The following is a 26,076-nucleotide window of genomic DNA, read 5'->3' on the forward strand; positions in this document are numbered from 1 at the left end:
CTTTACCTCCAAGTATTTTTAATTTTGTTTAATCTGTCTTCGACCTCACTCATTGAGTGAGTTTTCACTTCTTTATTTATCTTTGTTAAGAGCGAGTTTGTAACTGCTCGTCTTGAAAAAACCATATTAGTGACTTTTTCATCTTTTCTTTTGCCAGTGAGAGTTCCGTCACAAAACCCCATCTCAATAGCCTTATTCTTATCAAACCAAGTCTCCCCATCCATTAGATTAGAAATCTCTTCTCTGGATAAACCTGTCTTAATCTCATAGGCATTGATGATTGATTCCTTAACTTCCTTTAACATATCTATGGCTTTTTGCATTTCTTTTGAGTCACCAATAGCTACAGTTAAAGGGTTGTGAATCATCATTAATGATGTTGGACTCATCAGCACTTCAGTTCCTGCCATGGCAATGACTGATGCTGCTGATGCTGCGAGTCCATCTATCTTAATGATTACATTTCCCTTGTGTTCTAAAAGCATGGTGTAAATTCTTGATGCAGCTATACAATCTCCACCAGGGGAGTTGATCCATACAGTTATATCTCCACTTTTATTTTTTAATTCACTGGCAAATAGCTTAGGAGTCACATCGTCATCAAACCATGAATCTTCAGCAATAACTCCGTCAATGTATAAGACATTTTCATTATTTGACCAGTTCCAAAATATTTTTTTATTCAATATATTGTCACCTCAATTCTTCAAGTCAGCTCCGTCACAATTTTCTTATCTCCCTTTGGTCGATGAAAATTGGACTTCGTGACATCTGACCTACCAACGATTCGTGCTAAGCACTCATCGGGTTAGGTCATAAAAAAGAGCCTTGGCGTTTTTTCTCTATCAAACCAAGACTCTTCTGCAATAACTCCATCTATATAGAGTTCATTTGAATCCTTTTTCCAATTCCAAAATATTTTATTGTTCTTCATTAGAATTTATTTCTTCTCCTTTCTGCTGATAAAAACTACCTGCCTTATCAAGTGGTAGCATATTTCCATTTACAAGATATAGGTCTCCACCTTCTTCAGCTGATATCCTATCTAGGTTTTCTAATTCTCTTATGTCATTTGCACTCATCCACCCATTCTGTCTTCCTACAGCATATCCATTCATTCTTGATTCATAGTCTCCTCTTAGAAGTCCGTCAAGGTTGAATTTAATAAAGTAGGATTCTTTTTCTTTCTTTGTTAATAGTACTCTTTCTAAGGATTGCTCCCAACGAACAATCCAAGGGTCAAGAGTGTATTTAACAAACTCAAGTGACTGCTGTTCTATATTTGAAAATGATGACTTCTCCAAGTCACCAATCATGTGAGGTGGTATTCTGAATATCCTTGCTATCTCATTTAACTGAAACTTTCTTGTTTCCAAAAATTGGGCCTCACTTGGTGCTATTGCTATCGGTTGGTATTTCATCCCTTCTTCAAGTACAGCCACTTTGTTGGCGTTCTTAGGCCCTTGAAAGGCAGCATTCCATGACGCTCTAACTCTTTCTGGGTCTTTAATAATACCTGGATGCTCTAAAACTCCACCTGGTTGTGCTCCATTTTGGAAGAATGACGCTCCGTAATCTTCACAAGCCATAGCCATTCCAATTGCGTTTTTAGCCATGGTGATTGGCGAGTATCCTATAAGGCCATCAAAACCAAGTCCAGGTATATGAAGTACATCTTCTTTTAAGAGATAAACTTCTTCTGATTTATGATTGTATTTATAAAAGATTTCTCCATCTTCACTTCTCATTACAGTCATCTTATTTGGCATAAGAGGATATAGACCTATGATTTCATTTCTTCCATTACGAATAATCTGTCCATAGGCATTACCCCACAAAAGAAGATGAGTCATTAGTGTTTCTCTAAATACAAATGAAGTCATCTCAGTATTTGGTTCATCGTGTAAAAGAAAATATATGGCGTGGTCTTTTGCTTTTTCCTTTGAGTTTGAATCTCCTCTTTTATATAGATGAATAGGAAGTCCTGCTAAGGTTTCAGCAAGAACTCTCACACATGAATAAACTGCTGTCATTTGCATAGCAGTAAATTCGTTGACATTCCTACCTGCTGTTGTTCTCCCAAATAAAAAAGACGATGAAGATATCCTCTCCCCGTCTTTAGGTTTGTCTCTCGACTTATCTGTGCCCTTATAGGTAAAAATTAAATTTAAAATACTTATATCACCACCTCCTTAAATTAGGTATGAAAAAAGCACCTACTAATGTAGATGCTAAAAAAATATCATGAATAAATATATGTTAAAACCACTTTGACTTTTCTTTTCTAAATTTAGGAATCTCTCCATAAGCATATGGATTATAATTATCTATATTACATCCAAATTCTTTTAATTCTATTATTTTATTATCAAAATCCCATTTAACCAAAGAAATCCCATTAAATTCATCAATTTTCCCATTATTCATCACTGATTTAAAATGCCATTCCACAATTGATTGGTCTTTAAAGTCTAAAAATTGTACAATATCCCATGTTTCAACTTTTGCACGACTGTTCCATTCTTTAAACCATAACTCGAGTGTACTGCGATTATTATACTTTGGCCCCCAACTTTCTGTATACACAATATCATTAGCAAAAATATCTTTAATTCCTAAGTCTTGTTTTTTTATCCACATATCAAACCATAAACGAATAATATCTTCTCTATTCCTCATAAATATCACCTCAAAAATGTTTCTATTTTATTTTTATACCCATATTAAAAAACAATCAACCCCCTATCATCATAAACAGATTCACGCGTATCATTGCCACACCTTATAGCCCTATCAAGAGCCATTATTGTAGCAATTACTCCATCTATCTTTTCTGTAGATTTTTCCTTATCTGCTTTTATATTTCCAGCAGGGTCAGTTCGTATAAAAATATTATCCATCATCCACCTTAGAACTGGATGACCTCCATGGGCTATTTTTCTTTCAAGAGTTAGCTTCATTAATTCTTTTGTTGGCGGAGACATGTCTTTAAATCCTTGACCAAAAGGAACAACTGTGAAACCCATTCCTTCTAAGTTTTGTACCATCTGCACTGCTCCCCACCTGTCAAAGGCAATTTCTCGTATGTTATATATCTCGCCTAAGTCTTCGATAAATTTTTCTATAAATCCATAGTGAACTACATTACCTTCTGTTGTCATAATATAGCCTTGTTTTTTCCATAGGTCATAGTTTACATGGTCTCTTTTTACTCTTAGGTCGAGGTTATCTTCTGGCAACCAAAAATAGGGTAATATTTGATATTTATCATCTTCGTCTATTGGAGGAAAGACTAAAACAAAAGCTGTAATATCCGTTGTGCTTGATAGGTCAAGACCACCATAGCAAACTCTGCCTTTTAGTTCTTCTTCATTAACAGCAAAATTACATAAGTCCCATTTTTCCATAGGCATCCATCTAATTGCTTGTTTGACCCACTGATTTAATCTTAACTGCCTAAAGGCATTTTCTTCAGTTGGGTTTTGCTTAGCCGATTCACAAGCTTGTCTTACTTTTTCTATAGGAACTGTAATTCCAAGAGACGGATTTGCCTTATGCCATACTTTTTCATCTGTCCAATCATCTTCTCTGTCTGCTCCATAAATCACAGGATAGAAAGTTGGATCAGTTTTTCTTCCTTCAAGTATGTCCACTGCTTTTTGATGTGTTTCGTAGCAGATTGATTTGGTATCTGTTCCTGCAGTTGTTATGAGAAAATATAGTGGTTGGGTTCTTGCATCTCCTGAACCTTTTGTCATAACATCAAAAAGTTTTCTATTAGGCTGAGTATGAAGCTCGTCAAAAACCACACCATGAATATTAAATCCGTGTTTAGAATAAGCTTCTGCAGATAAAACTTGGTAAAAAGAATTAGTAGGCTTATATATCATCCTCTTTTGAGAGGCTAGAATCTTTACTCTTTTAGATAGGGCTGGGCTCATCCTTACCATATCAGCTGCAACATCAAAAACTATAGTTGCTTGTTGTCTATCAGCAGCACATCCATAAACTTCTGCCCTTTCTTCTCCATCGCCACAAGTAAGGAGGAGTGCTACAGCAGCTACAAGTTCTGACTTTCCCATCTTCTTTGGTATTTCAATATATGCAGTATTGAATTGTCTATATCCCGTATCTTTTACAATGCCAAATAAGTCTCTTATGATTTCTTCTTGCCAATCAATAAGCTTGAAGTCTTTACCTGCCCATCTACCTTTTGTATGTTTTAGGCATTCTATAAATGTGACTGCATAGTCTGCTTTGTTTTTATCATAGTGAGATGTAGGTAGCATAAATTTTGTTGGTTTATATTTCATTTGACCTCCTTCCTTGAAAAATAGGCATAAAAAATAGCCACATGATTGTGACTTCTACTACGACAAATAGAGCCTAAACTCTATTTGGAATTCTATTTTATCTTTGTCTTGCTATGTTTAATTCTTTGTATGCTTTCTTAATTTCTCTATCTAGTGTTTCTGATTCTGCAAAAAGTTGGAATTCTTCATCTGTTAAATTTTCTTTTGATACTTACCAAAGTTCTTCATGAACTTGGTCTGCACATTTCTTTGCTGTTCCTGCTATGTCTAAAAGGTTAATTGCTGCTCCAATCTTGCCTTCTTTTGATTTTTTTATTGAGTTTTCTGCGTATCTTTTGCAAGCTTTGACTTCTGTTTCTAATCTTTCTAAAAGGTCTTTTTTCATGGTTTTACTCTCCTTTGCTTTTGTTGTACACATATTCCCGTACAACGAGAGATAAGTCAAGCAATTATCTTGCTCAACTCTCTATTTTTATTATTAATTTCTCTTGAAAAGGAGGGCTGGTGCATATTCTTTTTCCTCTTTGCTCTCTTTGAAATTCCAATTAGTCCTTCCTGTATCTATTTCAATTAAGTCTATAGGAAAGTAACCTTTTCTTTTAAAACTTTTTAGTCCTTTCATAAGGCCTGTTGACTGGTCTGAAATTGTAAATTCTTGTATCTCAAATCTTTCAAGATTCTCTATATGCCCAGTAAAATCTATAGCTGATTTTGTTTTCTTCAAATTCTTCTTTTTCTTTAATGTTTTCTAGTAGTTCAATCTTTTTCATTTTTTATACCTCCTCTTTTGTTGTACACATATTCCCGTACAATAGAGGAATAGTCAAGCAACATACGGTCATTTATTTAGATTTTTCAATTATATCTTCCCTAAAAATTACACTTAACATCGAACCATTATCCCATTTTACTAGGATTGATCCAATGGCATCCACCCCATAAACTGTGCCTAAGGTTCCAACTGGAGGTGCCCCGTCATCTTCCATTTGGATTAGTTTTACTCTTGTACCTACTGGATACGTCTCTTTTAATTTTTGTATAATTTCCCTTGAAATCATCTAATCACCTCACATACATATATCACTCAATCTAGGATTTATATCAAGTCAGATTAAAAACATCTTCATACTTATACTCTTTTCCATCCCTTAATAAGTTTATTTCTTCATCACTCCCCACTAAATTCAAATATCTTTTTACTGCTACATCAACAAATTTAGGTTCTATTTCTATTCCATAGCAGATTCGATTAAGCTCCTCACAGGCAATTAATGTAAATGCACTTCCTAAAAATCCATCAAGCACTAAGCCATTTGTTTGAGTTGATTGCTTTATTAAATAAGCAATAAGTGGTACTGGTTTTGATGATGGATGACCACATCCTTCTTTTTCAGAATCTTTAATTCCATCAAATTCAAAGACTGCTGTTTGCTTTTGATCTCCATACCAGTTATGTTTTCCATCTTTTCTCCAACCAAAGATAATAGGCTCCATATTAAATTTCCAATCTGTTCTCATGAAAGGAGCTCTTGGTTTTTTCCAAATAAGCCCTGCACCAACTTTAAAGCCTGCATCTTCAAAAGCATCATAGAAAACTCTAGCTTTCATAGTTGCATAGAATTCATAAATTGATGCATCCTTAGCCATTGCGTCTTTAAAGTTTGTAAAGACCTTCATTAAAAATTCATAGGCCTCTTTATCATTTAAGTTGTCATTTTTAATCGTTCCCGATTTATTTTTTAATTCAACAAAATATGGTGCATCGGTACATACTAAATTGACCTTAGTTTCGCCTAGTAACTTTTCAAAAGTATCCCATAGAGTAGAATCACCACAAATAACTTTATGTCGACCTAGAGTCCAAATATCTCCTTCCTTGGAAAAAATAGGCTTTTTAAGTTCTTCTTCAACATCAAAGTCATCTTCTTCAGCCTCTACACCAAGGTCAAAGAGCGAAGATAATTCTTCAGTTGAAAATCCTGTAAGCTCTACATTAAATCCATAATCTTCTAGGGATTCAATTTCAACTCTCAATAGTTCTTCATCCCAGCCAGCATCTAAACTTAACTTATTATCAGCAAGAACATAAGCTTTTCTTTGTCCCTCTGTGAGATGATTTTCTAAAATACATGGAACTTTCTTTAGTCCTAGTTTCTTAGCCGCTAGAAGTCTGCAATGTCCTGCTGTAATAACATTCTCATCTGAAATTAAGATAGGATTTAAAAATCCAAATTCTTTTATAGATGCAGCTACCTTATTAATTTGTTCGTCAGTATGCGTTCTAGCATTATTAATATATGGGATGAGTTCATCTACATTTTTTAATTCATATTGTAATAGTCCTTCTTTCATTAGATGAGCCCCCACTTAGCAAATTCCTCAAAACCACCAATAGAATTAATATAGTTTCTAGCTATTTCTACAATTTCAGAATATGGTCTACCATCAACAGTTTCATCTCCGATTGCACAGGATAATTCAATCTCTCTTTTCTCTTCTTGTGCCTTTAGGTGGGCATAAATATTAATTGATACATCAGCCTTAGATAGGTCTTTACCATGAAGACCTCCACCAGTTACTGCTCGTCCCATATCAGAACCGAGTTTTCTATTAGCCGCTCCAGTATCAACATTAAATCCTCCAGTCCAATCTCCTAATGGATTTACGATTGCTCTTGGATAAATCGATTTTAAAATTTCTGTAGATACATTTGACTGGCAAATAATAAGTTTATCTCCATCGAGAATATATTTCCCATCATAAGGATAATTAGAATAAATTTCACGAGCAATTAAAGATAGTTTCTTTTCTTCTTCAGATGTAGGTACTCCATTAAAGATTCCATTGTCACCACATCTTATCTTTTCTTTTTGATTATTTGATAGGTGAATATCCTGTTCTACGATTTTAATATCTGTTATGACCTCTCCAGCTATCCTCTTAATTGCTGTTTCAATTTCTTTTTTATTTAGATTACAGTCCGTTTCTATAATCACATGACAGTCTTCATTCCCTAGCAATACTTCAACTGCTATTTTAGGATTATCTTTTTCTTTATATGCTAAATCTACAATTGCACCAGCTATGCAATCTGCTATTTTATCTGGATGCTTTGGATTTACTTTTTCAAACAATATAATTACCTCCTTTGCCTTAGTAATTTTTCCATCATATCTTCTCCATAGTCTTCATAAACTTCCGTGCAGTTTTCTTTTACAATGTCATAAATCTCATACCATAAAAGATTTGCTGTCTTTTGAAATTGTGAAGACATCTGTACAAATGGAGATGCAATAACTCCTCCTGTAGTAGGATGCTTTCCTAATAGTCCAAATTGACTTATTGCCTCTTCACATTGAATGTATCTTGCAAAAGCCTGAGAGTAGGATTCTAACAATCTTGGATTTACTAAGTTTTCACAGTTTCTCTGTTTTAACCAAGACCATGTCTCTTTATATATTTCATCAGCACCAAGTGGTATTCCATTCTTTTGCTTTGCTGATAGATAGTCACTTGGTGTAGGCATATCGGTTCCATCAAGAACTGCTCCATCTGGTAAGTCAACTGCATCTATTTCTTCTGGAGTGAATGTTGGAATATCATTCATTAAAATTTCTACCTTTTTACCTTTTTCTATTTTTTCAACAGCAGGCTGTGGTTTGCCACCTGCTTTTACTCTTCTTCCACCTCTGTATGTTCCATCTTTAGCGATAGTATCACCTCCTAGTTGTTTTATTTCTTTTCTCATGTATGTTATTGACTTTGACTAGTTCTATGTTATAATTAATTTAACAGAACCTCTCCACGCTTAATGTAGATTTTCTACATGCGGACCACGGAGAGGGCTTTTTTTATATTGAGGAGAAATTATATGACATTAAAACCTGCTTTAAGCTACGAAGATCAAATTACCAAATTAAAAATTGACCATAACTTAAAAATCAAAGATGAAGTTTATGCAACAGAAATTTTGAAAAAAGTAAATTATTACAGACTTTCAGGTTATGGTATTGGTCTTAAAAAATATAATAATAAAGAGCATTATAAGGACCATATTACTATCGAGCATCTCTTTAACCTTTATTGCTTTGATAGCCAATTTAAAAACAACCTCATTAGAACTATTGAGCAAATTGAAATAGAGCTTAGAACTCAAATTGCTTACCACCTAGCTATTACATACGGTTCCGATGTACTTATGCACGAAGATAATTTCATTCATAAAACGAATAAAAAAGGTCAAACCATATATTCCATCATAAATGAGAATCTGAGCAACGAAATTGACAGGCAAAAGAATAAACCATTTGTTAAACACCACCTAAGAAAATATGATGGAAAGTTTCCAATCTGGGTGTCCGTTGAGCTCATGTCTTTTGGAAATTTATCTTCTTTGTTTAGTATTTTTAAAGATGAAGATCAAAAGGTAATTTCTAATTATTACAACACAGACCCTAAATATTTAAAAAATTGGATTCTATGTCTCGTTGAAGTAAGAAATATTTGTGCCCATTACACTCGACTTTATAATATGCCTTTAAAAGAAACTCCCCGTCTTTATTCTGAAAACGAACAATATAAAGGCAAACAAAATAAAATATTCCCCATTCTTTTAATCATAAAGAGAATTTTAAACTCAAACGACCAATGGGAATCCCTTTTAAAAGATTTAGAAAATACCTTTAATAAATACCAAGGCTACTTCAACTATAAATTTATGGGTTTTCCTCCTAATTGGAAAGATATTCTTTAATACCCCCTTTGAACCCGTTTTTTTGTGCGTGAGAGGGTGGCACCGTTGGTAGGGAAATCACTCGTAGAGATTAAGACTCCCCCTCCCCACGGAAAACTATCCTCCAAATCTATCTCCACTCTTTGCATGAATCTTTGAGTGACAAGATTTACAAAGACTCATAAGATTATCTTCGTCATTAGTTCCACCACGAGAAAGAGGAAGTATGTGATGTACTTCCTCTACCTTCGTCATTCTATTTTCTTTTAAACATATTTCACAAAGTGGATGCTCTACTACATATCTTTTTCTTATATGTCTCCACGCTTTTCCATAACGCTTATGAGTGTTAGGATCTCGTTTATATTTTTCATAGTTCTTGTTGTATTCTTTCTCATGTTTCTTACAGAATCGTCCATCAACTAATTCAGGACAACCTGGATGAGAACATGGTCTTTTAGGTTTTCTCGGCACTTTATCACTCCATAAAGAAAGCCTTGAAGATTAAATCTCCAAGGCTCTTTTAATTATTCTTTTGCTATTATAATAATACTACAACTACTTACTCTCATTCTATCAACTTTGCTCTCATTTAAATTGATTAAATTCAAATTTTAAAATTTTTACTGAAAATTATTTTTGATTCCAATTGCTTAGAAACGCTAAGAGCAAATGGAACCGTAATTATTGTTGTCAATGCATCCGATATTGCTTGAGCATATATCACACCATCTAATCCAATCATTTTGGGTAATAGTAAAATAACTGGGATAAATACAATGCCTTGCCTTAGAGAATTTAAAAAAGCTCCAGCTAATGCTTTACCTATTGCTAAATATAATGTTGCATAGGTAAATTGAAACCCAAATGTTATAAACATAATTACTGCTGCTCTTAAAGCTGGAATTGCTATCCTTATTACATCCTTATCTTTCCCAAATATTGATAATATACTTGGTGCAAATAAATATATAATAGCTGTCCAAACTATACAAAATAGAGTCGTCCATTTTATGCTCGATTTTATAGCTTCTTGTACTCTTTCATAATCTTTAGCTCCGTAATTAAAACCTGCTATAGGTTGTAATCCTTTCATATATCCTGCTACTACATTTGTACCAAGAGTTACTATTCTAAGAACTATTCCCATTGCTGCTATTGCTTCCTCTCCATAAAAAGAAGCAGCATAAGATATTTTACTTATTGCTATGGTTTGCAAAATCTGAAGTATTAATAGAGATATTCCTATTTTTAGAATTTCTTTATAGATTGCAACTGTAGGTTTGAAGTTCTGTATTTTAATTTTAATTAAATTTTTATCTCCAATAAAGTAAATAAGATACATTAAGCTAGTTATAACTCTAGCTATTAGTGTTGCAATTGCAGCACCTTTCACTCCTAAATTTAATTTAAAGATGAATATTGGATCTAAAATTATATTTGATATAGATCCTACAATCATTGCTTTCAAGGAGATTTTAGCTGCTCCTTGTGAAACTGCTAAATTTCCTAAAGTAACATTTACCGCTCCTAAAACTCCACCTATTATAAACAGACTAGTATATGTTTTAGCAAGTTCCATAATAACTGGAGTCGCTCCCATAAACTTCATCACACTATCTAAAGAGTAAAATAACACAATTGCTAGTATTATCGCCATAATAGCGCTAGAAAATAAAGAAACTGTAGCTACAATATTTGCTTCTTTGTTATTTTTCGCTCCTAATAATCGTGAAATATAAGAGCCTGCTCCTGCTCCAAATGTTAATCCTATTCCTAAAAAGATAAGTTGAATTGGAAATGCAACTGAAACGGCAGCTACAGCTTCTTTCCCAAGTCCCGAAACAAAATAGGTATCTACAACATTGTATAACGCTGCTACCAATAAGCTAATAACCATAGGAATCCCAAGCTTAAAGAGTGCTTTATTAATATTTTCTTCTTTCAATATTTTTATTCTATTTTCATTCATTTTATTATTCTCCATTTCTCAATATATAACTTCCAATATTTATGCAAGAAAAAAAGGCATAAATACAATACAGCATCTGCCTTTTGCTTGAAAATATAACAAAAGGCTACAAACAAAACATTGCCAGTAGCCTTTTACATTTAGTTATATATCGAGAAATGCACACCAAAACAAAGCCATATCAATGACTTGACTGTATATTTCCCGATGAAATCTTAAATGCAATCTATTTGCTATACTCTGTACAATGTTTCATCGGTTTTATTTGTACAGAGTATAGCTTGTTCTTAGGATGGTTTTTTAATAATGTTTTCATAGATATATCCTCTTTCTTCTATATTTTTCATTATAGCATAGTCTGAACTATATTTCCATTTGTCCAACCCTAAACACTAATTACTATATTTTTTAAAGCCTTACTATGCAGCCTAAAAATATGCTGAATTGAGTAATTCATCTCAACCGCTATTCTCTCCCAAGATTCAAAACAAAGATATCTTTTTTCTAAAACGACTTGAAGTTCTTTGTCTTCAATCTTTTTTATTGTTCTTACGATTTCTTTCTTTAAATCCACCAACTTATCTATATCCCTATTGATTTCTTCTTGAAGATCTATAATCTTAACAATAGTATCTTCAAGTTTTGATGATCCTCTATTAGGACTCTTAGGCATATCTGATAAGGTCGATGTAGCTTTTGTTGCTAGAGCGTTGAGTGATTCAACTTGCTCCAGCTTGCTATTAATTCTCTTGTCTAAATAAAAAGCTTGTTTTAAATATTCTTTTGCGTTCATTTCTTACCTCCATACGTTTTTGAGGTAAGTTATCCATATAACTTCTACTCTTGTATTAATCTTAGCAAATTTTGATAGTGATATTCTATGACATCAACTCTCTAGATTTGCTTTTACTGCATCTATAAGTGCAGCTTGTGTTTTATTCTTATTTTCTAATGCCTTCATTACATCTTCATCAATAGTTCCTTTGGCTAGGATGTGATGAATTACAACTGTTTCTTTCTGACCCTGCCTATATAGTCTGGCATTGGTTTGTTCATAAAGTTCTAATGACCAAGTAAGCGAAAACCAAATAAGCGTTGAACCTCCAGCTTGTAGGTTTAATCCATGACCAGCAGATGCTGAATGGATAATGGCAACTGGAATTTTACCTTGATTCCATTCTTTAAAGTCCCCACTTGTCTTAAGTTCTCTTACATCAAACTTATCTTTTATTCTTTTTAAATCTGACTTATACCAATAGGCTATCAGAACAGGTTTACCATTTGCACCCTCTATTAAATCTTCTAAAGCATCAAGTTTTCTATCATGGATATGAATCATATTTTTATCTTCATCATAAACAGATCCAGATGCCATTTGCAGTAACTTATTAGAAAGTGCAGCAGCATTAACTGCATCTATATCTTTATCCTTAATACTAACGACCAAGTCTTTTTTTAAGGTCTCATAGATATCTCTTTCTTTATCTGATAGATTTACAAAGACTTCATTGTTTATCTTCTCTGGCATTTTTAGGTAATCTTCAGCTTTCATAGATACTGTGATATCTGATATCTTTTCATAGATTGCATCTTCAGCAAAAGGCAGTGGTTTGTAGGAATAGATGATTGGTCCATTTCTCTTATCTGGTTTGAAGTAGATTTCCCTGTACTGACCAATAAATCTACCAAGTCTCTCTCCCATATCAAGCAGCCTAAACTCAGCCCACAAATCCATTAGGCCATTTGATGATGGTGTTCCAGTAAGACCAACTATTCTTTTCACCCTTGGTCTAACTTTCATCAAAGCTTTAAACCTCTTTGACCTATGAGACTTAAAAGATGATAATTCATCAATTACAATCATATCGTAGTTAAATGGTAGTTCGCTTTTATTTATTAACCAGTCTACATTTTCCCTATTGATTAAATAAATATCTGCCTGCTTATTTAATGCTTTTATTCTTTCTTTTTCACTTCCTATGGCTACTGAACATTTTAAGATATCAAGGTGAGACCATTTTTCTATTTCCTCCTTCCATGTATCTCTAGCAACTCTTAATGGTGCTATGATTAGAACTTTAGAAATTTCAAAAAAATCAAAGAGTAAATCTTTTATAGCTGTTAGGCTTATAACCGTCTTACCGAGACCCATGTCCAGTAGAAGTGCTGATTCTTTATTTTCTTTTATAAATTCAGTAGCATAGTTTTGATACTTGTGTGGAGTGTATTCCAATTAGTCACCTCCAATCCTCTTTATTATTTCATCAATGTTTTCTTTGGTATCAAGAACATAAACCTTAAAACCTAACTTTTTAAATTGTCTTATTCTTTTTTTCTGAATTGGTCTTGGTTCTCCTCCAGGTCTTTTTGTTTCCACAAATCCTATCTTTCCTTTAGGTAGAAGTATTATCCTATCTGGTATTCCCGTCATTGAAGGAGATGTAAACTTAAGACATAGACCCTTATTCTCTTTTACTCTTTTAACAAGGGCAGATTCAATCTCTTTCTCTCGCAATTTTCATACTCCTTCCACGCTTCTTCAAAAGTCATCATACAATCATAACAAGCACCCTGGCTTTCTAAATAATTTTTAATCAGTTTTTTCCAGCCCTTAAATTTCCCTGTTTTATTTTTAGGAAAGTCTCTATCTTCCTTCATATCTCTTGCTAAATCTCCTCTTGGAGACTTTTCATTTAAGTGATTTTTCATCATGTAGTTATAGAAATTCATAAATCCTCCATTGTTTTAAGTGTTGTATAGTGTAGCTTTATATAAACCTTTTACACGAGAGAATAAAAATAATATATAAAAGAAAGTAGGCTATAACTATTCACACCATACAAAATGCGTATATTAAACCATTTAAGTGTTAAGTCAAGTGTAAATAGTCATGTCTTTTTGTAGTTTAGTGTATACATTTTTCATTAATTAAGAAAAACTTTTTTCTCTACAATCATCTTTATTTAGCCTATAAATGCTACACTAAGATGCATTTATAAAAAGTCGTCTTCCGACCCCATTAAATCATTGATGGTTATACTGCCCCATTCAATTCCCCTATTCGTCCTTTTCTTTTCATAACCTTCTGCTATAAGGGCTCGTGAAAAATCTCTATTGTTCCTAATGTATTCTCCATTTGAACCAGCCCACTCACGATAAACTTGATATAACCTTGCACTCATCTCTTTATAATTTGTTCCTTTTATGCATTTATCTGAAATAAAATGGTTTATCCAGTCATTTTCTTCTTTATATGATCTTTTAGCATCATCTACTACATTACACTTTGGATATTTAAAGCCCGCATCTATATATTCTTTTGCTCCTTCAATCATCCACTGTAGAATTGCCCCCACCTGCATTTTCTAGAAGCTTATCTATATAGTCTGTCTTAGGATTTTTAATGGCGACAGAAAATGGAGCCACCACAATTCTTCTCCAGGTTCCTCGATCATTAGAGCCCACCTTTGGTAGATGATTTGTATAAAGAATAGTAGAATGTGTTGGCGTAAATGAAAATGGCACATAGTATTTTCTTTCTGCTGAAATATCATCAACACTTGCTATCTGCTTTAGCATAGAACTTGACAGTCTTTGACCCTCTTCTGTTTCAGAGGCTAGAATAAATCTCTTACCACATAACTCCGCAAGATCAACCTTCACATTCTTTGCTCTCGTTGTTAAAGACTCAGCTGGGATTTTACCTGCATAGTCTCCAAGAACGTGAGCCTCTGAATTAAAAACTGTAGATTTCCCATTTCCTCCATCTCCATAAGCTATAAGGAGTGCTTCTTCATAAACATGACCTATTAATGTCGACCCTGCATGGAACTTTAAGAAATTAATAAACTCATCATTTCCACCAGTTACATCCCTTAAAGTATCTATCCACATATCCATATTATCCTTACTTGGAGCTAGGGCAGTAATCTTCATGCAATAGTAAGACGGGTCATGCTCTTTTATTTCACTTGTTTTTAAATCAATAACTCCAACAGGTGTATTTAAAATAAAAGCATCTGCATCAAGTTTTTCATTTTTAACTTCTAACAAAGACTTAGCTAGTTTTAATATTCCAGATACTTTTCCGTGGTCGTTCATCTTTTTAGCAAAATTGAGATAAGCTTTTGCAGTATTTACTTTTAACTTTGCTTGTACTTTTTCTTCCTTATTTCCCATCATTTCAGCATCTGCTAATTCTTGATAGGTCTCTTTAAATTCAATGCTTGCGTTTTCTAAAACTTTTTTGGCAGTCTCCATATAAAGACTCATTACTTTTAGTTCAGAATCTTCCCACTTCTTGCCCGTCCAATAAAGCCAGCCTTGAGATATCGTGTAGATAGCTTTATCTTTGTTGTGCTTAGTAAAGATTTCAGCCATTGCTATATCTGTAAGTTTCTCTGGCTTATATTCCTCATATCTTTCATTGTATTCTTCAGGTGATACATAATCTTCACTCGCCGCCACCTTTTTATAGAACTTACAAGCTGACCTCCAGATTTGTTCTAACTCCTCATCTTCTAATGGTGGAGAACAAAGGCTGGCTTTTTTATCGAATAATTCTCTTGCCTCATCTGTATTTCCATATCGAATTAAAACCCTACCAGCGAAATGATTCATAGTTGAGTTTCTAGAGCCTTGCTGAATCAAGTCTTGATAGTTATCAAAATCCTCAAAGTCATCTTTTAAAATATCAGTTATATATTTCCTTCCCCTAGCTATTTCAACAGCAGGATTCTTAACTCCAAAGAAAAACCTCGCTCCATCTAAGGCATTTCCATCAAAGAAAGTATAAGTTTCTGACAATATTTCTTTTAATTCTACATAGTCATCAAGATTTGTGATCTTAGGAATTGGAAAATATATGTGCATCCTTGGTCTTGCAGCTTTCCCATTTTTTTCTTTTCTATGGTTTCTGCTGTAAACTATGGCAAATTTAACTCCATCAAATATTCTCTTTAAATCATTAGCTGAAATCCAGTCATCTGGATTTTCTAAATGGTCGTTGTCTATATCCATAGGAACACATTCTGACTCTATAAAATTATCGTTGGACCTGTAGGAGTTTTTATACTTTGCCATTACATGGTCAAAACTTGCAGCTTTCTCAAATGACCTAACATCTACTGCATTAACCTCATTAGGATAAACACAGTTTGACTCCACTCCTATTAAATTTGAGGTGTATATTTTCAATTAGGCTACCTCCTTTATATATCGAATCTTCATTTTTCTCTTCTCAGCAACTCTTATTTCTTCAGCCATTCCAGGACTTATGTTGTCACCAAAGACCCAGACTTCTTCACATTTTCCTAAAAGGACATAATTAAAATGCATGGCAAGTTTTCTCTCACTTTCATCACTCATAAACTGAGGAAATAAAAGATGCGGTGCTATTGGTATATTTCCTCTATCCAAGGCATAGCGAGAATAAGTTCTTGCCTTGATTACATTATTTTCTACATCTCCAGAAAATGGACTGCAGATATATACCAAGGGATAGTATTTCTTCTCTGCATTTTTAATTGCTTGATAAGGAGTGGGGTCCTTGCACCCACTCCTGTTGTATAATTCTTTATTCATAAATATCCCTCATTGTTTCACTACAAGTATTACAGCAAACTTGGGTAGAAAATAAATCGCCATCTTCCAATACTTTATTTAATTCTACTCGAACTTCTTTTCCACACTTTGGACAGGTGCAAAAGACATTCTCATCATTTATTTCAATGCTTACTTCCATAGAATCATTGATTATTTCTTTTACATAAAACATTTTGTACCTCCAATTTTTGCTTGTACCATTCAAGGTGTTTCTTTCTATCTTGATAATTAGGAAATGCTACTAATAAACCAATATCTACCTTTTGCAAGGTTTCAATCATCTCTATTTGTGATTGATTCAGATATGGTCTTATACTTTTTCCTTTTGGTATATCATTTTCTAATCTAAATTCTTTTGCACTCTTACCTAAAACGATACGATTCAGCATGTTACACTCATTACTAAAGTGATAAGCTTTTGGATTGTCATGAAGCAATCTTATATTCTCGGTTAAAAGAGGGAATTCTTTTCTAGCTGATACTAGAGTCTTTATGAATTCTTCCATCTCATTAAATTTCTTAATATAGAGCTCTTTAAATTTCATGGCTTTTTTGCCCGTGTAACCCATAGCTAAAATAGTAAATCCATCTCTAGTTAATAAATAACATGGTAGATTTCTTCCAGTTACATCCTTATAACTGCTGAGCTCAAAATTGAGTTCAATAAATTCTTCACTGAGCCCAGATTTGGGTTGAGTGATTGTTTGTATATCTCTTATAACATGAGAGTGCCTCTTTTCAAAAAACTCTGCTACAAATCTACTGTCCACTCTTGCAACATCATTGTGATCTGCAAATATTCCATAATCGTTCTTTGGTATTAATTCCTTCATTGAATTACCTCCTGTGAATTTTTAAGAGGTTTCCCTCCTAAATCACAGGCAAAGAAATAGAGGAGATTTTTAACCCCCTCTTTAATCTTTTTTATAAAATTTACTTTCAAATCAATCTGCATCTAGGATAAGTTCTGGTGCCCAGATAGGAACTATGGACATAATCTCATTTACTTCCTCGATACTAGATGAATCGCTTTCTATAACAACTTCATCATGAATATGCATGACGATATTAAATCCTTTTTTCTCAAGTCTCATCATAGCCTCAGCTAAAATATCTCTAGCTATTGCTTGAACAATATTTTCTACAAATTTTCCGCCGTAGGATTCAATCTTGTCCCACTTATTTCCAACTACGATTCCTTCGTAAACAATTGATTCTCCACCAAATCGATTCATCCCTATTTTTGCTTTTGGATAAGCAAGTCTTCTTTTTGAGGGTAATTGTATAAAAAGAATGCCTTTTTCATAGCTAATAACTAGGCTCTTATATTCTTCTTTACTTCTAGTCTTTACAACTCTTTTTACGACTGCATCTATGTCCCACCAAAGACTCACTATATTTGGATTAGCCTCTCGCCAGGAATCAACTATTGATTGAAGTTCATCTTCAGACAAACCCATCTCAATACCACCCATTGCTTTAAGAGCACCTAAGGCCCCTTGATAACCACAAGCTAAAGTCGCTATCTTTCCTTTTTGTCTAAGATGACCGTTTACTCCATGCTTTTCAACTGGAACGCCAAACATCCTCGATGCTGTTCTGCAATAGATATCTTCTCCATTTTCAAAGGCATCCAGTACCCATTGTTCTCCTGCAAGCCATGCTAGGACACGGGCCTCTATTGCTGAAAAGTCTGAAATAATAAACCTGGTGTCTTCTTTTGGTATAAAGGCTGTCCTTATTAATTGGGATAATATATCAGAAGGAGATTCATAGAGAATTTCCATAGTTTCGTAATCTCTATTTTTTACAAGACTCCTAGCTAGTTCTAAATCTTTTAGATTGTTTCTCCTTAAGTTTTGAACTTGAATGAGCCTTCCTGAATATCTTCCAGTTCTATTTGCTCCATAAAATTGGATCAGACCCCTTGCTCGATTATCTTTTCCTTTTACATTTTTCATAGCATCATATTTTCTAACTGAAGACTTAGATAATTCCTGCCTAAGTTCCAATACTTCTTTAATATCTCCTTCAGCATTTTTAAGAGCAGACTCTACATCTTTTTTAGCTAAGGAATCTATCTCTAAGCCTTTCTCATTTAGCCATTCTTTTAACTGTATGGGAGAATTTGGATTCTCAAGACCAGTTAATTCTATGGCTCTATCCATATTTTCTTCTCGTAATATTTCATCAAATTTAATAGCTGAACCAACTAAAACTTCATCAATTAAAATTCCTCTGTCATTGATGTTTTGGTCTATCCAGTAGTTTTCCCATTCTGATTGAGGCATAGGAAAGGCTGATAGTTTTTTCTTTATAGCCATTTCTGTTTCCACATCTCTTTGGTTATATTTCTTAAAGGTAGACCACTTTTCTAAATCGTGATGTGGTAGATTTCTAGTCCTCATACCATTAGTCTTAGTTGGTATACAAGGAATAGAAAAATATCTTATAAGGGCCTTGCCTTCATTCGTCTTTTGCTTATCGAGTTTCAAAACCTCTCCTACTTTTTCAAGGGATAGAGGTAGCCCTAGATAGGCTGACCAAATCATGGTGCAGTACCAACCTTGAGGTTTTAGTCTCTCACCTAAAAATCTTGATAGACACATCCTTTCAAAGTTTGCATTAAAGGCCCACTTTTCTATACTTTCATCACTAAGTGCTGATAATATTTCCTCAGGAATAATCTCTCCACTTGCTAAATCTACTACCTTAACTTCTCCATCATCAATAGAATAGGCAAAGAGGAGGATTTCAAAATCCTCACTCTCAGCATATTTGTATACACCACTTTTGCCTAAGTCAACTGAAGAATAGGTCTCAAGATCTATGGACAATCTCTTCATAGCTATCACTAAGCTTTGTTAATTCTGCTAAATTATTTTTTCTATCTTCTTTTATTTGTTTTTCTATTTTTCTAATATCTCTATCTAGTTCTTTTAACTGAGCTTGTAAAAATCCAAGCTTATAACATAAAAAGGACCAAATAGCTAAAACTATCGCTGTAATTAAATAGTCCATTTCTACCTCCTATGCTAAGAAATCTTCGTCATCATCGTCCATCGCATCGAAGTCATCTGCTGCATTAGACCTATTTCCTAGAGGTTGACCATCTCTTAGTTTTTGAATATTTCCAAGGCCCACGGCCACTCCTTTATTACCATTTACATTGTAAGCGTAGAAGTTAAGAGATACCCTTGCATAAACTCCTGAGTAGACTTCACTTCTATCAAGAATTGGCTCTACGTTTCTATCTACAATTTGAGGTGCTGTCATAGAGTTGGCATTTAAGAAGTATGCATCTGCATATGCCTCATCATCTTTTTCTGTATCACCATCTCTTAATGGAAGTTTGATAGCTTTCTTATTTGGTTTCTTTCCATTGAATTTAGAAAGTCCTTCATCAATAGCAGCATCTACTGCTTTTTCAATTTTCTCAATTGTCTTTTGGTCACTCTTTGGGATAATGACGGATACTGAGTACCTTTCTTTACCACCATTGATTGACTTTGGTTCCCAGACATTTGCATAAGATAATCTAACTTCACCTGTAATTACTTTTGTTTTATTCATATTTGACATATTATTTACCTCCGAATTCTTCTTTCACATTTTCAATTACAACTTCTTCTCTTTTATCATTAATGTTCACTAAGGTAAGTTTGCCTTTTGGTTTTTCTAATAAGTCACTGATATTTTCATCAAAGACTTTCTTACCTAGTAACTTAGTCATAGCTGTGATGCCAAGTAACTTTTCTTCAAAGGGATTGAATCCCAGTTCTTTTACTTTTTTTACAACTTCATCTTCATCTCGGTATTTCCTATTAGACCTACCTTCGACAAGTTTTAGGTCTTTCCACCTGTGGCCATTTAGGGCTCTTTCTAATGCATAAGCCTTGATATCTTTGACCCATTGTTCCAGTTCGTCTAGTTTTGGTAGAATCTCTTCAATTTCATCGTCAGATAGTTCTGGTGGTAGAGTAAATTCATCTTGTGCTAGTTTCAGATTCTCTTCTGCCCTTTTCCTGCATTTATTCTTTGCTTTACAGAATATGCACCATTCTCCACAAGAGAATTCTCCTTCTCCTTTGTAAGCTTTCTCTGCTATCTCTCGTACGGTTTCTCCCCACTCATAAAGTTCTATCTTCTTGATTTCATAAGTTGATATACTACATCTTCTTGGTTGATAGATATGAAGAATTACTTTTTCGATATCATAAATTCCATCAAAGAGAATTAGAGCACCAAGTCCATATAACATGAGTTGTGAATTCTCTTTAGCATCTACTAAAACTCCCTGACCATACTTTAGATCTATTACATGAAGTTCTTTTCCTCCAACAACTACATAGTCAGCAGTTCCAAAGGACTCCTTAACATAGTCTGATAGGTCAAGTCTTTCTTCCACAAACACAGCTGGGCTTTCGTATCTACTTATAACTTCTGCTACGTATGAGGCATATCCATCAGTTAGCTCATCCATTTCTTCATCATAAAAATCTAAATCCTCTGTTGGGTCTTTAGTATCTAAACCTAATAACTTCTTTAGTTTATATTCTGCTAAGGCATGAGCTGAGATACCTTCAAGTGCATAGGGACTAACTTCATCTTCGTATTTTTGAGAGAACCTAACGCTTGGCGGACAGTGAATCCATCTATTAGAAGATGATGCTGATAAAATAGCGTGAGCACCCATTACAACTTCTCCACATCTGCTACCAAGTCTTTATAGTTACTTGGATCAATCTCAGATAACTTTTTAGCTCCATACTTTTCTAAGAGTTCTCTTATCTTTGCTGTATGACCTAATCTTGATTTGTCGGCTAGTATCTTTCTAACATCTTCAATCTCATAAATCTCTTCGTTCTGATTTACTTTTTCTTCCTTTTTAGGAACTTCCTCATCACTTTCTAGTGCTGTTAGAAGGACACCTATACTAGATGCAAGATTCTCTTCATCTTCTTTGATTTCCATCAGTAGCTTTATTCTTGACATATTTTTCTCCTTTCTCGATTTCTCTAACATCCACTGAATCAACTGTCATCCCAGGGTCTAATAGATAAATTTGTCTGTAGTCTCCAAACAAAAATTTTATTAATCTGTTTGGAATTTTTCCGACTGCACCTTTAAGGACATTTGTCTTTTGTCCTTTCTTATTTGTTACATTGATGATTATTTTGTGCCTCATGTTTGCCTCCTTTCTGAAAGGGTCATCTCCCTTATAAATCACAGGCAAAGAAAAAGGACGAGTTTTTAACCTCGTCCTAAAATATTTAAAAATTATTTTTGATTGTTTCTTTTGCCTTATCCAAATGTTTCTTAACCGCAGCTGAAGATATGTTCATTAAATCTGCAATTTCTGACTGCTTGTATCCATCTACATACATCAACTTGATTACTAATCGCTGTTTATCCGTTAATAAAGAAAGTATATCTTCCATATGCTCCGACCATTCAAATTCTTCATTCATGTCTTTGGATTTAATAGTTGCTATTAATCTTTTATCTGGATCAATATCCCCATCGTTATCGAAATCAAGAGATAAGTTATAGTTTCTTGGGAATCTTTCCTCCACTTCTCCTTTTAACATGTCCTCATTAGGTTCATATCCATGACTCTTTATAAAGTCGCTTATAAATTCTTGTTTCCACGCATCTATTTCAGCTTTCTCTTCTTTAGTTCGTTCAGGTCTTAGATTCTTGTTGTTATAGTAAACTTCACTATCATCTAAAGCATGTAGTTTTTTGATGTCCACTTCTGTTATCCCATCTTTTCCTGGTTTTAGTTCCACTTTTGTTTCATCTGCAAACCTATAAATGTAGGTTTCTCTTTCATCATTTCTTGTCTTGCGAATTTTCATTAAAATTCCTCCATTCTTTTCAATGAAGGAATCTCATGATTTTAGCTAAAATAAGGCACACTAAAAAGACCACAAGCTTATATGAAGAATTCCTTCATTTTGACTTGCAGCTTGCCTTATTCGGTAAGAAAGCTGACTTTATTAAATTGTTCTACACAGACTCCGAATAAATCCTTAGCTAAGGGATATATCTATGTAGATTTATAGAAACTTTCATCTCTTTTTTCAAAGCAAAATATCTTTTTATCGAAATTCTGCTTTTATCAAAGGTGTGTTCTTGTGATATAATATATACAAAGACAAATCTTTTCCTTTTATAAATCAATTTTACAAGACACCATTTTTTACATGGGTACAATTTGGTTAATCATGGTTAAAGGTGGTTAAAACTGAAAGGGGGTATAGAAAATTGGACTTTAAAACTCTTTTCAAAATATTGAAAAATAGAATAAGTGATGGCAATGATGTCCCTTCATTCATGAGGTATATCATTGCCATGATTACAGAATTATCAGAAACTGATTGGGATGCTCCAAAAGATCCAACCAATAAAGTTAAGGAGAGTACTTTAAGAAACTACTCGAAGCAAGGAATCTCGCAGAAATTAGCTAGAAGTATTGTTTATAGGCTGGATAAAGATAACTTTATTAATGAGATTTCAGAGAAACCACTTGATGTCAGAAAATTGTTGGCTGATGACATACACCCTTATGATCCTAGTGCAACTGCCGATAATGTATCCGTTATCATTACTGACATTCTTATTGATATTATTAGAACTGCCGCAGGTCTTACTTCAGCCGATAAACTGAATGAACAAAAGCAATTACAAAGTTCATCAGACTTAAAGTCTAAATATGGTGGATATTTACTAAAAGAATGTGACAGCCACTGTGCTATGCCTGGTTGCGGTAAATTACTTTATGTTTCTAAAGATGCAAATGTATCCAATGTTTATGAAATAACTCACATAGATAAAAAGAAAGAAACATCTATTGATAATTTAATTGCCCTGTGTCCTATGTGTTTCGCTACATATCAGTTAGACAATAGTGCAAAGACATTAAGAATTTAAAAGCTAATAAAAAATCCCTATCTATTCATATGGAAAATATGCTTGAGCTTAGCACCATAGATTTAGAAAAGGGATTAACTGAAGTTATTATCAGAATAAGTAAGTTGAAACAAAAAGATTTTTACGATTTAAGTATGAATCCTAAGGAAATAAATGAAAAAATTGACCCTGATGAAAACTTCTTACTATATAACCAAGTTAAGACAACCGTGACAACATATTTTATTAAAATCAGGGAAATAATGGAGAATTTAGATAAAGGCAAAATTATTGATTACGAGGAATTACAGCATCAAATGAAGTCAGCTTACAAAAAAATAAAGGGTGGAAATAAAAGTAAATCCGAAGTTTTCTATAGTCTTTCCGAGAAACTACATAAAGTAACACTCCAAGAGATTATTTTTTGCCAAGTAATAGTGTGCTACTTTATTCAAAGTTGTGAGGTATTCGATGCAACTACCTAATAAATTATATTCATACCAAAAAAGCACTCTATCATTGATACCTAGAGTGCTTAAAGAAGTAAATAAAGGAACTACTAACGTAATAGAACTTTTTCATGCAATTAATCCAAAACTTGAAGATCCTTCAGATTTTTTATCTGTTATGGATTTATTATATGCATTAAATGCAATTGAAATATCCGATGAAGGCGAGGTGATAAAATGCTTGTAGAAATCTTCTCTCCAGCTTTTAAAGAAAATGGTAATGTAAGACCACCTATAAAGTTTTCAAAAGGACTAAATGTTATTCAAGGTACTCAAAAAGCCTCAAACTCAATAGGCAAGTCATCTGCTTTATTAGCTATAGACTTTGTTTTTGGTGGAGATACTTACCTTGATAGTGACGGTGTTCGCAACCTTGGAAATCATACAATATATTCTTGTTTTGAGTTCGATAAAAAATACTATTTTGGACGATCAACTGAAAACCCTGCTACAATCATAATATGTAATAATGATTATTCCGAAACCAATGAATCTATATCAAAAAAAGATTTTCTGAATTTTTTAATGGAAAAATATGATGCCAACAAAACAGACCTTACTTTTAGGCAATTAATAAGTACCTACTTTAGAATTTATGGAAAGAATAATAGAGATGAAAAGCACCCCTTGCAAGGTTATCGAAATCAAAGTACTAAAGAATCTATTAAAATATTGTTAAGCCTTTTTGATTATTATAAAGATATAGAGCCTTTTCATAAAAGGTATGACTTGGAAGCAGATAAACTCAAGACATTTAAAAATGCAAGAAAGTACAGTTTTATATCTAACTTAATTGGTGGTAAAAAACAATATGAAGAAAATCTTAAAAGAATTTCTGATTTAAAAGCAGAGTTAGAATCGCTAACTTATACCACAAGTGACAATATCACTCAAGAGGAAATAGAAGACTCAAAAAGATGTGAATCATTAAAAGAAAATAAACTTTTGCTCGAAACTCAGCTAACAAGATTACAAAGAAGATCAAACCTTATTGATATAAGTATGGAATATGGACTCATGCCTACCGAAGCAGATTTACAAGCTTTGATGGAGTTTTTTCCCAGTGTAGATATAAAGAAAATATATGAAGTTGAAAACTATCACAAAAAACTTTCAAGCATTTTAAGCACTGAGTTTGAAAAGGAAAAAGAGCTAGTAAATAGTTCGATAAATGAAATAAAAAATACTATTAAGAATATATCCGAGGAGCTTTCTAAGCATAAAATAAAAAATAGTTTTTCTAAAGAATTCTTAGACAAACATTCTGAGTTGCAAAAACAGATATCAGCACTAGAAGAACAAAATGAAGCTTTTTTAGAAGAGAATGCTATTAAAGAATCTAAAAATGATGCAAAAGAAAGACTTGAGAAAAATATAGAGAATATATTATCAGAGATATCAACTTCGATAAATAGTAAAATGCGTGAATTTAACAATAGCTTATACAAAGAAAAGAGAAATTCACCTATAATTACTTTGAAAAATTATAACAGCTATGAGTTTTTTACACCAAAAGATACAGGGACTGGTACAAATTTTAAAGGTTTAATTCTTTTAGATTTAGCCATCCTTTATCTTTCATCACTTCCTGCCCTTGCCCATGATTCTTTATTTTTTAAGAATATAGATGATGAGGGAATTGATGGAATTATGAAATTATATACAGAAACTGAAAAGCTCAATAAACAGATATTCATTGCCTTTGACAAACAAAGTTCATATAGTGAGGAAACTTATGAAATTCTTCAAAATAATAAGGTCCTTCAGCTTTATGCAGGTGGCGGTGAGCTTTATGGTAACTCATGGAATAGAGAGGTGAATAATGAAACTAAGCTATAACAAATTATGGAAACTGCTAATTGATAAGGGATGGACGAAATCCAAACTACGTGAGGAATCTACAATAAGCTCCTCTTCAATGGCAAAACTTACAAAGGGTGGAAATGTTACAACGGAAGTTTTACTTAAAGTATGTAAAGCTTTGGACTGTGATATTTCTGATATTATGGAAATAGTAAAGGAGGATTAATA

Annotated in this window: 35 protein-coding genes; 6 read left to right on the top strand and 29 right to left on the bottom strand. The window is 33.3% G+C overall.

What is annotated here, in order from left to right; translation table 11 throughout:
• Positions 1-2: 2 nt before the first annotated feature.
• From BQ5450_RS02085 to BQ5450_RS02130, 11 genes are all read right to left on the bottom strand, one after another.
• Complete coding sequence (locus BQ5450_RS02085) at positions 3-686, bottom strand: head maturation protease, ClpP-related (RefSeq protein WP_456107057.1); 684 nt, start codon at positions 684-686, stop codon at positions 3-5.
• Between the two features lie 122 nt (positions 687-808).
• Positions 809-934 (bottom strand): hypothetical protein, encoded by a 126-nt coding sequence (locus BQ5450_RS09360; protein ID WP_008901305.1) that lies wholly within the window; start codon positions 932-934, stop codon positions 809-811.
• Positions 921-2,033 (bottom strand): phage portal protein, encoded by a 1,113-nt coding sequence (locus BQ5450_RS02090; RefSeq protein WP_234346981.1) that lies wholly within the window; start codon positions 2,031-2,033, stop codon positions 921-923. Before BQ5450_RS02090 ends, BQ5450_RS09360 begins: the two co-directional genes overlap by 14 nt.
• Positions 2,034-2,259: 226 nt before the next feature.
• Positions 2,260-2,679, bottom strand: coding sequence for a nuclear transport factor 2 family protein (locus tag BQ5450_RS02095; RefSeq protein WP_002834879.1), 420 nt, complete (start codon positions 2,677-2,679; stop codon positions 2,260-2,262).
• A 44-nt stretch (positions 2,680-2,723) separates the two neighbouring features.
• Positions 2,724-4,313 carry a terminase large subunit gene (locus BQ5450_RS02100; protein ID WP_071125821.1) on the bottom strand — a complete coding sequence of 530 codons (1,590 nt, stop codon included), beginning with the start codon at positions 4,311-4,313 and terminating at the stop codon, positions 2,724-2,726.
• A 211-nt stretch (positions 4,314-4,524) separates the two neighbouring features.
• Positions 4,525-4,698: a hypothetical protein gene (locus tag BQ5450_RS09275; RefSeq protein ID WP_234346982.1), complete on the bottom strand. Its 174-nt coding sequence runs from the start codon at positions 4,696-4,698 to the stop codon at positions 4,525-4,527.
• 93 nt (positions 4,699-4,791) lie between these two features.
• Positions 4,792-5,037, bottom strand: coding sequence for a DUF7698 family protein (locus BQ5450_RS02110; protein WP_234346983.1), 246 nt, complete (start codon positions 5,035-5,037; stop codon positions 4,792-4,794).
• Positions 5,038-5,155: 118 nt separating this feature from the next.
• Positions 5,156-5,371 carry a DUF4314 domain-containing protein gene (locus BQ5450_RS02115; RefSeq protein WP_071125822.1) on the bottom strand — a complete coding sequence of 72 codons (216 nt, stop codon included), beginning with the start codon at positions 5,369-5,371 and terminating at the stop codon, positions 5,156-5,158.
• Between the two features lie 43 nt (positions 5,372-5,414).
• Positions 5,415-6,665, bottom strand: a complete 1,251-nt coding sequence (locus BQ5450_RS02120; protein ID WP_071125823.1) for a site-specific DNA-methyltransferase — start codon at positions 6,663-6,665, stop codon at positions 5,415-5,417.
• A complete protein-coding gene (locus tag BQ5450_RS02125; RefSeq protein ID WP_071125824.1) occupies positions 6,665-7,447 on the bottom strand; it encodes an S-adenosylmethionine synthetase N-terminal domain-containing protein in 783 nt (260 codons plus the stop codon). The genes BQ5450_RS02120 and BQ5450_RS02125 overlap by 1 nt, the downstream gene beginning before the upstream one ends.
• Before the next feature lie 5 nt (positions 7,448-7,452).
• Entirely contained in the window at positions 7,453-8,061 is a 609-nt protein-coding gene (locus BQ5450_RS02130) for a P27 family phage terminase small subunit (RefSeq protein ID WP_071125825.1), read from the bottom strand.
• A 123-nt stretch (positions 8,062-8,184) separates the two neighbouring features.
• On the opposite strand from BQ5450_RS02130, the gene BQ5450_RS02135 reads away from it, so the two are divergent.
• The gene (locus BQ5450_RS02135; protein ID WP_071125826.1) at positions 8,185-9,066 is read left to right on the top strand and encodes an Abi family protein; all 882 of its coding nucleotides are present in this window, start codon (positions 8,185-8,187) and stop codon (positions 9,064-9,066) included.
• A gap of 96 nt (positions 9,067-9,162) precedes the next feature.
• On the opposite strand, the gene BQ5450_RS02140 is transcribed toward BQ5450_RS02135, so the two are convergent.
• The 18 genes from BQ5450_RS02140 to BQ5450_RS02220 form a co-directional block, all read right to left on the bottom strand.
• Positions 9,163-9,519 (bottom strand): HNH endonuclease, encoded by a 357-nt coding sequence (locus tag BQ5450_RS02140; protein WP_071125827.1) that lies wholly within the window; start codon positions 9,517-9,519, stop codon positions 9,163-9,165.
• A gap of 133 nt (positions 9,520-9,652) precedes the next feature.
• The gene (locus BQ5450_RS02145) at positions 9,653-11,017 is read right to left on the bottom strand and encodes an MATE family efflux transporter (protein WP_071125828.1); all 1,365 of its coding nucleotides are present in this window, start codon (positions 11,015-11,017) and stop codon (positions 9,653-9,655) included.
• Positions 11,018-11,402: 385 nt separating this feature from the next.
• On the bottom strand, positions 11,403-11,810 hold the full coding sequence (locus tag BQ5450_RS02150; protein WP_071125829.1) for a DUF1492 domain-containing protein: 408 nt from the start codon (positions 11,808-11,810) through the stop codon (positions 11,403-11,405).
• A 93-nt stretch (positions 11,811-11,903) separates the two neighbouring features.
• Positions 11,904-13,250 carry a DEAD/DEAH box helicase gene (locus BQ5450_RS02155; RefSeq protein WP_071125830.1) on the bottom strand — a complete coding sequence of 449 codons (1,347 nt, stop codon included), beginning with the start codon at positions 13,248-13,250 and terminating at the stop codon, positions 11,904-11,906.
• A complete protein-coding gene (locus BQ5450_RS02160) occupies positions 13,251-13,532 on the bottom strand; it encodes a VRR-NUC domain-containing protein (protein WP_071125831.1) in 282 nt (93 codons plus the stop codon). It abuts the gene before it with no gap.
• Positions 13,490-13,747, bottom strand: a complete 258-nt coding sequence (locus BQ5450_RS02165; RefSeq protein WP_071125832.1) for a sterile alpha motif-like domain-containing protein — start codon at positions 13,745-13,747, stop codon at positions 13,490-13,492. The genes BQ5450_RS02160 and BQ5450_RS02165 overlap by 43 nt, the downstream gene beginning before the upstream one ends.
• Before the next feature lie 263 nt (positions 13,748-14,010).
• Entirely contained in the window at positions 14,011-14,352 is a 342-nt protein-coding gene (locus tag BQ5450_RS09280; RefSeq protein WP_234346984.1) for a primase-like DNA-binding domain-containing protein, read from the bottom strand.
• Complete coding sequence (locus BQ5450_RS02170; RefSeq protein ID WP_234346985.1) at positions 14,345-16,213, bottom strand: phage/plasmid primase, P4 family; 1,869 nt, start codon at positions 16,211-16,213, stop codon at positions 14,345-14,347. Before BQ5450_RS02170 ends, BQ5450_RS09280 begins: the two co-directional genes overlap by 8 nt.
• A complete protein-coding gene (locus BQ5450_RS02175; RefSeq protein ID WP_071125833.1) occupies positions 16,214-16,600 on the bottom strand; it encodes a DUF7768 domain-containing protein in 387 nt (128 codons plus the stop codon).
• Complete coding sequence (locus BQ5450_RS02180; RefSeq protein ID WP_071125834.1) at positions 16,593-16,793, bottom strand: hypothetical protein; 201 nt, start codon at positions 16,791-16,793, stop codon at positions 16,593-16,595. The genes BQ5450_RS02175 and BQ5450_RS02180 overlap by 8 nt, the downstream gene beginning before the upstream one ends.
• Positions 16,765-17,454: a Rha family transcriptional regulator gene (locus BQ5450_RS02185; RefSeq protein ID WP_071125835.1), complete on the bottom strand. Its 690-nt coding sequence runs from the start codon at positions 17,452-17,454 to the stop codon at positions 16,765-16,767. The genes BQ5450_RS02180 and BQ5450_RS02185 overlap by 29 nt, the downstream gene beginning before the upstream one ends.
• Positions 17,455-17,565: 111 nt before the next feature.
• The gene (locus BQ5450_RS02190; RefSeq protein WP_071125836.1) at positions 17,566-19,467 is read right to left on the bottom strand and encodes a DNA polymerase; all 1,902 of its coding nucleotides are present in this window, start codon (positions 19,465-19,467) and stop codon (positions 17,566-17,568) included.
• Positions 19,442-19,642, bottom strand: coding sequence for a hypothetical protein (locus BQ5450_RS02195; RefSeq protein ID WP_071125837.1), 201 nt, complete (start codon positions 19,640-19,642; stop codon positions 19,442-19,444). The genes BQ5450_RS02190 and BQ5450_RS02195 overlap by 26 nt, the downstream gene beginning before the upstream one ends.
• A 9-nt stretch (positions 19,643-19,651) precedes the next feature.
• The gene (locus BQ5450_RS02200; RefSeq protein ID WP_019125147.1) at positions 19,652-20,203 is read right to left on the bottom strand and encodes a DUF2815 family protein; all 552 of its coding nucleotides are present in this window, start codon (positions 20,201-20,203) and stop codon (positions 19,652-19,654) included.
• Between the two features lies 1 nt (position 20,204).
• Complete coding sequence (locus tag BQ5450_RS02205) at positions 20,205-21,317, bottom strand: DUF2800 domain-containing protein (protein WP_071125838.1); 1,113 nt, start codon at positions 21,315-21,317, stop codon at positions 20,205-20,207.
• A complete protein-coding gene (locus BQ5450_RS02210) occupies positions 21,317-21,616 on the bottom strand; it encodes a hypothetical protein (RefSeq protein ID WP_071125839.1) in 300 nt (99 codons plus the stop codon). The genes BQ5450_RS02205 and BQ5450_RS02210 overlap by 1 nt, the downstream gene beginning before the upstream one ends.
• Positions 21,576-21,809 carry a hypothetical protein gene (locus BQ5450_RS02215; protein ID WP_071125840.1) on the bottom strand — a complete coding sequence of 78 codons (234 nt, stop codon included), beginning with the start codon at positions 21,807-21,809 and terminating at the stop codon, positions 21,576-21,578. The genes BQ5450_RS02210 and BQ5450_RS02215 overlap by 41 nt, the downstream gene beginning before the upstream one ends.
• An 85-nt stretch (positions 21,810-21,894) precedes the next feature.
• A complete protein-coding gene (locus tag BQ5450_RS02220; protein WP_071125841.1) occupies positions 21,895-22,482 on the bottom strand; it encodes an RNA polymerase sigma factor in 588 nt (195 codons plus the stop codon).
• Positions 22,483-22,891: 409 nt separating this feature from the next.
• On the opposite strand from BQ5450_RS02220, the gene BQ5450_RS09110 reads away from it, so the two are divergent.
• The 5 genes from BQ5450_RS09110 to BQ5450_RS02240 are packed head-to-tail and all read left to right on the top strand — an operon-like array spanning position 22,892 to position 26,074.
• Positions 22,892-23,557, top strand: a complete 666-nt coding sequence (locus BQ5450_RS09110; RefSeq protein ID WP_199820654.1) for an HNH endonuclease signature motif containing protein — start codon at positions 22,892-22,894, stop codon at positions 23,555-23,557.
• A 38-nt stretch (positions 23,558-23,595) separates the two neighbouring features.
• Positions 23,596-24,021, top strand: a complete 426-nt coding sequence (locus BQ5450_RS09115; protein WP_199820656.1) for an ABC-three component system protein — start codon at positions 23,596-23,598, stop codon at positions 24,019-24,021.
• Entirely contained in the window at positions 24,008-24,232 is a 225-nt protein-coding gene (locus BQ5450_RS02230) for an ABC-three component system middle component 7 (RefSeq protein WP_071125842.1), read from the top strand. Before BQ5450_RS09115 ends, BQ5450_RS02230 begins: the two co-directional genes overlap by 14 nt.
• A complete protein-coding gene (locus tag BQ5450_RS02235; RefSeq protein WP_071125843.1) occupies positions 24,223-25,884 on the top strand; it encodes a DUF2326 domain-containing protein in 1,662 nt (553 codons plus the stop codon). The genes BQ5450_RS02230 and BQ5450_RS02235 overlap by 10 nt, the downstream gene beginning before the upstream one ends.
• The gene (locus BQ5450_RS02240; protein ID WP_071125844.1) at positions 25,868-26,074 is read left to right on the top strand and encodes a helix-turn-helix domain-containing protein; all 207 of its coding nucleotides are present in this window, start codon (positions 25,868-25,870) and stop codon (positions 26,072-26,074) included. The genes BQ5450_RS02235 and BQ5450_RS02240 overlap by 17 nt, the downstream gene beginning before the upstream one ends.
• The last annotated feature ends 2 nt before the right edge of the window (positions 26,075-26,076 follow it).

The sequence above is a fragment of the Peptoniphilus lacydonensis genome, assembly GCF_900106515.1.
In the GTDB taxonomy this organism is placed as follows: Bacteria; Bacillota; Clostridia; order Tissierellales; family Peptoniphilaceae; genus Peptoniphilus_A; species Peptoniphilus_A lacydonensis.

Excerpts from the sequence above, each read along its gene's own strand:
- BQ5450_RS09360 (WP_008901305.1), bottom strand. The coding sequence starts at position 934 with ATGAAGAACAATAAAATATTTTGGAATTGGAAAAAGGATTCAAATGAA.
- BQ5450_RS02090 (WP_234346981.1), bottom strand. The coding sequence starts at position 2,033 with ATGACAGCAGTTTATTCATGTGTGAGAGTTCTTGCTGAAACCTTAGCA.
- BQ5450_RS02095 (WP_002834879.1), bottom strand. The coding sequence starts at position 2,679 with ATGAGGAATAGAGAAGATATTATTCGTTTATGGTTTGATATGTGGATA.
- BQ5450_RS02100 (WP_071125821.1), bottom strand. The coding sequence starts at position 4,313 with ATGAAATATAAACCAACAAAATTTATGCTACCTACATCTCACTATGAT.
- BQ5450_RS09275 (WP_234346982.1), bottom strand. The coding sequence starts at position 4,698 with ATGAAAAAAGACCTTTTAGAAAGATTAGAAACAGAAGTCAAAGCTTGC.
- BQ5450_RS02115 (WP_071125822.1), bottom strand. The coding sequence starts at position 5,371 with ATGATTTCAAGGGAAATTATACAAAAATTAAAAGAGACGTATCCAGTA.
- BQ5450_RS02120 (WP_071125823.1), bottom strand. The coding sequence starts at position 6,665 with ATGAAAGAAGGACTATTACAATATGAATTAAAAAATGTAGATGAACTC.
- BQ5450_RS02130 (WP_071125825.1), bottom strand. The coding sequence starts at position 8,061 with ATGAGAAAAGAAATAAAACAACTAGGAGGTGATACTATCGCTAAAGAT.
- BQ5450_RS02135 (WP_071125826.1), top strand. The coding sequence starts at position 8,185 with ATGACATTAAAACCTGCTTTAAGCTACGAAGATCAAATTACCAAATTA.
- BQ5450_RS02145 (WP_071125828.1), bottom strand. The coding sequence starts at position 11,017 with ATGAATGAAAATAGAATAAAAATATTGAAAGAAGAAAATATTAATAAA.
- BQ5450_RS02150 (WP_071125829.1), bottom strand. The coding sequence starts at position 11,810 with ATGAACGCAAAAGAATATTTAAAACAAGCTTTTTATTTAGACAAGAGA.
- BQ5450_RS02165 (WP_071125832.1), bottom strand. The coding sequence starts at position 13,747 with ATGAATTTCTATAACTACATGATGAAAAATCACTTAAATGAAAAGTCT.
- BQ5450_RS09280 (WP_234346984.1), bottom strand. The coding sequence starts at position 14,352 with ATGATTGAAGGAGCAAAAGAATATATAGATGCGGGCTTTAAATATCCA.
- BQ5450_RS02175 (WP_071125833.1), bottom strand. The coding sequence starts at position 16,600 with ATGAATAAAGAATTATACAACAGGAGTGGGTGCAAGGACCCCACTCCT.
- BQ5450_RS02180 (WP_071125834.1), bottom strand. The coding sequence starts at position 16,793 with ATGTTTTATGTAAAAGAAATAATCAATGATTCTATGGAAGTAAGCATT.
- BQ5450_RS02185 (WP_071125835.1), bottom strand. The coding sequence starts at position 17,454 with ATGAAGGAATTAATACCAAAGAACGATTATGGAATATTTGCAGATCAC.
- BQ5450_RS02190 (WP_071125836.1), bottom strand. The coding sequence starts at position 19,467 with ATGAAGAGATTGTCCATAGATCTTGAGACCTATTCTTCAGTTGACTTA.
- BQ5450_RS02195 (WP_071125837.1), bottom strand. The coding sequence starts at position 19,642 with ATGGACTATTTAATTACAGCGATAGTTTTAGCTATTTGGTCCTTTTTA.
- BQ5450_RS02200 (WP_019125147.1), bottom strand. The coding sequence starts at position 20,203 with ATGTCAAATATGAATAAAACAAAAGTAATTACAGGTGAAGTTAGATTA.
- BQ5450_RS02205 (WP_071125838.1), bottom strand. The coding sequence starts at position 21,317 with ATGGGTGCTCACGCTATTTTATCAGCATCATCTTCTAATAGATGGATT.
- BQ5450_RS02210 (WP_071125839.1), bottom strand. The coding sequence starts at position 21,616 with ATGTCAAGAATAAAGCTACTGATGGAAATCAAAGAAGATGAAGAGAAT.
- BQ5450_RS02215 (WP_071125840.1), bottom strand. The coding sequence starts at position 21,809 with ATGAGGCACAAAATAATCATCAATGTAACAAATAAGAAAGGACAAAAG.
- BQ5450_RS02220 (WP_071125841.1), bottom strand. The coding sequence starts at position 22,482 with ATGAAAATTCGCAAGACAAGAAATGATGAAAGAGAAACCTACATTTAT.
- BQ5450_RS09115 (WP_199820656.1), top strand. The coding sequence starts at position 23,596 with ATGCTTGAGCTTAGCACCATAGATTTAGAAAAGGGATTAACTGAAGTT.
- BQ5450_RS02230 (WP_071125842.1), top strand. The coding sequence starts at position 24,008 with ATGCAACTACCTAATAAATTATATTCATACCAAAAAAGCACTCTATCA.
- BQ5450_RS02235 (WP_071125843.1), top strand. The coding sequence starts at position 24,223 with ATGCTTGTAGAAATCTTCTCTCCAGCTTTTAAAGAAAATGGTAATGTA.
- BQ5450_RS02240 (WP_071125844.1), top strand. The coding sequence starts at position 25,868 with ATGAAACTAAGCTATAACAAATTATGGAAACTGCTAATTGATAAGGGA.